This window comes from Porphyromonas sp. HMSC077F02, from assembly GCF_001815465.1.
In the GTDB taxonomy this organism is placed as follows: domain Bacteria; phylum Bacteroidota; class Bacteroidia; order Bacteroidales; family Porphyromonadaceae; genus Porphyromonas_A; species Porphyromonas_A somerae.
Window position 1 is genome coordinate 1 of record NZ_KV820690.1, and the last position, 5,101, is coordinate 5,101.

A 5,101-nucleotide genomic window follows, 5' to 3' on the forward strand; every position below is an offset into this window, starting at 1 on the left:
GTGCCTATTTAAGAGGGACCTCTGCCGAGGTCCTCCCTTATTGACCTCCAATGAATGCCATACGGCAATATCATTCTAATGTGTAACCCCTGATTAGAAAGGACTTACCATGTGGCAATCATCGGAGATTTTTGTATGAACCTCGGCAGAGGTCTCATCTGAGTTGGTATAGGACCCTTAGAGTTGCATTGCATCGAAACTATGAGATAGTTGCATCAATGAAACCGTTGCATTGAGACGAATTGCAGCGTTTCTTATGGAATTGGAGATGAGGCAAGTTGCTGGGATTTTCGGGGAAAGTGTAAAAAGTGAGGGGAATAGCCCTTACTTCTGCCTAAAAAATGGTATCTTTAGCCATTAGAATATTTGTAGATATGAAGCGAAGCGAAATAATTATACCGATAGAGGAGAAGTCCTTTAAAGAGTTACAGAGTGAAGAACTAGAGTTGGTGGAGGCAGCAAGGAGCATTGCCCGCGATGCCTATGCCCCTTACTCAAAGTTTAGAGTAGGTGCTGCCCTTCGCCTAAAGAGTGGCCGTATCGTCACTGGGTCCAACCAAGAAAATGCTGCCTATCCCTCGGGACTGTGTGCCGAGCGGACGGCACTATTCTACGCTGGGGCTCAGTACCCCGATGATCCAGTGGTCGCCTTGGCAGTGACCGCGATGCGGGATGACAATCTCTATGTAGCCGTAGCAGCCCCCTGTGGAGGTTGCCGACAGGTGATATTGGAGACCGCCGACCGCTATAAGTCGCCCTTCCCCGTCTACCTAGCCGGGCCCGACTCGGTACAGATAGTCGCAGATTGCAGGCAACTCCTACCGATCAATTTCGACGCATCGTCGCTATAAGAGAAGGAGCTAAGATGGGAGACTTTGTAGTATCGGCACGTAAATATCGTCCGAGCACCTTCGAGAGTGTCGTAGGGCAGAAGGCCTTGACCACCACTTTGAAGAATGCTATTCTTCAGAATAAGCTATCTCACGCCTACCTATTCTGTGGGCCGCGAGGGGTGGGCAAGACCTCTTGTGCCAGAATATTTGCGAAGACCATCAATTGCCAAAACCGTACGCCCGAGGGAGAGGCATGCAACCAGTGCGAGAGCTGTATTGCCGCTAATGAGCAGCGCTCCTATAATATTATGGAGCTCGATGCCGCCTCCAATAACTCAGTCAATGATATCCGCCAGCTGATAGAGCAGGTCTATATTGCCCCCACTTCGGGCAAGTATCGGGTCTACATCATTGATGAGGTGCACATGCTCTCGAGTAGTGCTTTCAATGCCTTCCTTAAGACACTAGAGGAGCCCCCCGCACACGCCATATTTATTTTGGCAACGACCGAGAAGCACAAGGTGCTACCCACCATCATCTCTCGCTGCCAAGTACACGACTTTAGCCGAATAACTAGCCACGACATTGCAGAGCACCTAGCCCACATCGCTTCCCAAGAGGGGATCACCGTTGAGCCCGAGGCACTGCAGATGATCGGCATCGCTGCCGATGGAGGAATGCGCGATGCCCTCAGTATGTTCGATCAGATAGCCGGCTTTGGTGGCGGACAGGTGACCGTAGAGGGGGTGAGGCAAAACCTTAATCTCCTCAATGAAGATGAGTACTTTAGGCTACTCGCCTATGTGGTGGAGGGGCAGCACCCCAAAGCCCTTTCGCTCATCAATGACCTTCTAGAGAGTGGGTACGAGGGCGATATCGTGATGCGGGGCTTCTCGGGTTTCTTGCGCAATGTATTGATGGCCCAATCGGCCGAGACGATTCAGCTGATCGAAGCCCCCCAATCTATCCAAGAGCGTATGTCCAAAGCCGGGGCCTATACCCCAGCTAGCATGCTGTGGAATTATCTCAAGATTAGTAGCTCCTTTGGTGCTGAGTACAAAGGGACGCCCGATAAACGTCTGGCACTAGAGGTGGCAGTACTAAGGATGTGTGAGCTATCGAGCTCCAGCCCATTGGCTACGCCCGTAGCCCCCGCCCCAGCTGCTGCCCCGACAGCTACCCCCTCCGCCACCACATCAACACCCCCGCAGGCCTCCACACAGCAGGTCCATCAGCCAGCTCAGGCACCTACCCAGGTGAGCCAGCCGACACAAGTCTACACCAAGGCTCAAACCATTAATCCACAGCCCACTCGGCGCACTCAAGGTAATGGCGGACAAGAGCTCTATGGCTTTTCCCTAAAAACAGGTAAGCCAACCGTGCAGAGGGAGGAGACCAATACTGGGCCGGTAAGCCAAAACCGCAACGAGGAGTACACCGAAGAGCAGCTACAGAAGGCGTGGCGAAAGGCAGTGGCAATGGTCAAGAACGCCCCCTTTGCCAAGGGTGTATTGCAGCGGATTACCCCCACAAAGTCACCCGACCACAATATCCAGCTAGTGGTACAGAGCAATACCATCAAGATGCAAGTGGTGCGCGTGCTAGGGCCAGTGCTAGAGGTGCTCCACGATGAATTGAAAAATGACCAAGTTGGCATTGCCATTGAGGTAGATGTGAAGCTACAGGAGCTACTACCACAGACCCCCAATGAGCGGTGGGCATTTGTCGCCAAAGACAATCCTTGGCTGCAGCAGATGGCACAAGACCTGCAGCTTCGACCTAGATAACTAAAGAGTAATAATCACTAAATAACTAAATCAAACAACAACATGAGAAAATTACCTAAGGTACTAATTTCACTAACCCTGCTCCTCGGACTTACTATGCCAGCGATGGCACAAGAGGCTGCTAAGGAGGAGTACAAGTTTACAGTAGTAAAGGAGCTACCTATCACACCTATCCAAAACCAAGCCAATTCAAGCACATGCTGGTCGTTTAGCGGACTAGGGTTCCTAGAGATGGAGGCATTGCGTATCAGTGGCAAGAGCGTAGTGCTCTCACCTATGCATGTGGTATCTCACTCTTATCGCGATAAGGCCGATAATTACATCCGCTACCAAGGGGAGACCAACTTTGGCCCTGGTGGCTCTTTCTATGATGTCCTTTACTCTGTAAAGCACTACGGTATCGTGCCAATGAGCGAGATGGAAGGTCTCAACTATGGCTCAAAGCGCCACAATCACAATGAGATACACGCTGCTGCAGATGGATTTATCAAAGCTATCCTCAAGAATTCAGAGCGCTCAGGCCTCACACCAGCTTGGAAGAAAGCTTTTGGCGGAATCATCGATGCTTATCTAGGGGAGCTCCCAGAGAGCTTTACCTATGAGGGTAAGAGCTTTACCCCCGAGAGCTTCGTGAAGTACCTAGGGCTCAATATGGACGACTATGTATCGCTCACCAGCTTTACTCATCACCCATTCTACTCTAAGTTTGTACTCGAGATTGCCGATAATTGGAGACACTCTCTATCTTACAACCTCCCTCTCGATGAGTTTATGCAAGTCTTCGATAATGCGATCAATAACGGATATGGTATCGCATGGGGTAGCGACGTAAGCGAAGTAGGCTTTAATAGAGATGGACTAGGAATCCTGATCGATGCCGACGCAGCAGAGTCTACCGGCTCCGACCAAGCTCGCTGGATCGGTGCTACTCCAAGTGAGAAGCGCAGTATGATCAATGAACTGGTACGCACTCCTGGTGCTCCAGAGATCAAGGTGACTCAAGAGTGGCGCCAAACAGGCTTCGATGCTCAAGAAACAACCGATGACCACGGTATGGTGATCTATGGTATCGCTAAGGACCAGACTGGTAAGAAGTTTTACATGGTCAAGAACTCTTGGGGCGAAGCTGGCCGTTACAAAGGTCTATGGTATGTATCCGAGAACTTTGTAGCTGGTAAGACCATCAATATTGTGGTGCACAAAGACGCCATTCCTTCTGCTATCCGCAAGAAGCTCGGCATCTAATCCCTATCTTAATATAATATAGAATATCCCCGCTGGCCCATCGGATCAGCGGGGATATCTTATTGATGCCAACTGAAAGGGGAGTGGGGGTACCTTATCGGGCAGGTCGGACAATTCGGACGCCCGATAGGCTGGTGGTGGTGCACCCTATCGGGTGCTTTTTCGGGGTAGGGTACCTAATGGGGAGCCCTTATCGGACAAGTCGGACGAGTCGGACAAGTCGGACACCCGCTTTCTACCAGTAGCTTATTAGCCGCCCGACCTGTCTGACCTGTCTGATCTGTCCGACTTGTCCGATGAGGCACCTTCTCCCGATGAGGAGGCTGGTGGTAGTCACAAAAAGAGGGCGAGCAGCCAATTGGTTGCTCGCCCTTTATTAATATAGCTTGGCGCTACTCTTAGAATACAAAGGTTAGACCAAGGGTGCTAGATACACCTGCAAGAGTGGTAGTTACCTTATCCTTCTTGAATGAGCTACTAGTGTATCCTAGACCTAGTGTAAGACCTACGTTAGGATTCACAAAGTAGGTTACACCACCACCTACGCCATAGTATAGACCACCAGCTGAGGTAGTAGTCTTACTGTCAGATACAGGAGCTTTACTTGTAGAGGAGAGATGTGCATACCCTACCTGAGCGCTAAGGAATGGACGGATGTTGCTATTTGGTAAGAAGAAATAGCTTACTGCAGGAGCGATAATAAAGGTACCCTCACTGTCGCCATCACGACCAGAAAAGTCGTAGCCTAGTTCAGCACCTACTGCAAGGTTGTCGATCACGAAATAGCGTGCGTCGAAAGCAAGCTTAAGGTTGGTAGTAGCTTTAGTATCAGTTTGCTTATTACCATCAACCGTCATTGAAGGCTTGCCAGAGAATAGAGATAGAGAGGAACCTGCACCTACCATCACCTTACCTGCCTCAGTCTGAGCAAAAGCGCTCACAGAGCAAAGAGCCATCACTGCGGTGGCTACCATTAGTTTAATTGTCTTCATGATAAAATCTAAATCTAATTGTTAAACAAATATACAATCATTATATATTCGGTAGCAAATATACGAATATATATTGAACCGTTGCTTAATGGCCATAAAAAAAATCAGGGTTTACGCATTAGAATAATCTTACCGTGATGACCTCCCCTTGTAGTCGAACAAGCTCATCCAAGTGCGACCACAAGGATCGTAGGCTTTGAGCCCCTCGTTACCCGCCGGTCTTCGGCTCTGCGAGCCTTGACCG

General features: G+C 49.9%; 4 protein-coding genes. 3 read left to right on the forward strand and 1 reads right to left on the reverse strand.

The window, feature by feature from the left end; genetic code table 11:
• Positions 1–374: 374 nt before the first annotated feature.
• From cdd to HMPREF3027_RS08795, 3 genes are read left to right on the forward strand one after another with little or no spacing between them, the layout of a single operon-like run.
• Positions 375–851, forward strand: coding sequence for a cytidine deaminase (gene cdd, locus HMPREF3027_RS08785; protein ID WP_018029278.1), 477 nt, complete (start codon positions 375–377; stop codon positions 849–851).
• Between the two features lie 14 nt (positions 852–865).
• On the forward strand, positions 866–2,620 hold the full coding sequence (gene dnaX, locus HMPREF3027_RS08790) for a DNA polymerase III subunit gamma/tau (protein ID WP_070708216.1): 1,755 nt from the start codon (positions 866–868) through the stop codon (positions 2,618–2,620).
• A 42-nt stretch (positions 2,621–2,662) separates the two neighbouring features.
• Complete coding sequence (locus HMPREF3027_RS08795) at positions 2,663–3,865, forward strand: C1 family peptidase (protein ID WP_070708218.1); 1,203 nt, start codon at positions 2,663–2,665, stop codon at positions 3,863–3,865.
• A gap of 398 nt (positions 3,866–4,263) precedes the next feature.
• Here the strand turns inward: HMPREF3027_RS08795 and HMPREF3027_RS08800 are convergent, their stop codons facing one another.
• Positions 4,264–4,857 (reverse strand): outer membrane beta-barrel protein, encoded by a 594-nt coding sequence (locus HMPREF3027_RS08800; RefSeq protein ID WP_070708221.1) that lies wholly within the window; start codon positions 4,855–4,857, stop codon positions 4,264–4,266.
• Positions 4,858–5,101 lie beyond the last annotated feature (244 nt).

Excerpts from the sequence above, each read along its gene's own strand:
- dnaX (WP_070708216.1), top strand. The coding sequence starts at position 866 with ATGGGAGACTTTGTAGTATCGGCACGTAAATATCGTCCGAGCACCTTC.
- cdd (WP_018029278.1), top strand. The coding sequence starts at position 375 with ATGAAGCGAAGCGAAATAATTATACCGATAGAGGAGAAGTCCTTTAAA.
- HMPREF3027_RS08800 (WP_070708221.1), bottom strand. The coding sequence starts at position 4,857 with ATGAAGACAATTAAACTAATGGTAGCCACCGCAGTGATGGCTCTTTGC.
- HMPREF3027_RS08795 (WP_070708218.1), top strand. The coding sequence starts at position 2,663 with ATGAGAAAATTACCTAAGGTACTAATTTCACTAACCCTGCTCCTCGGA.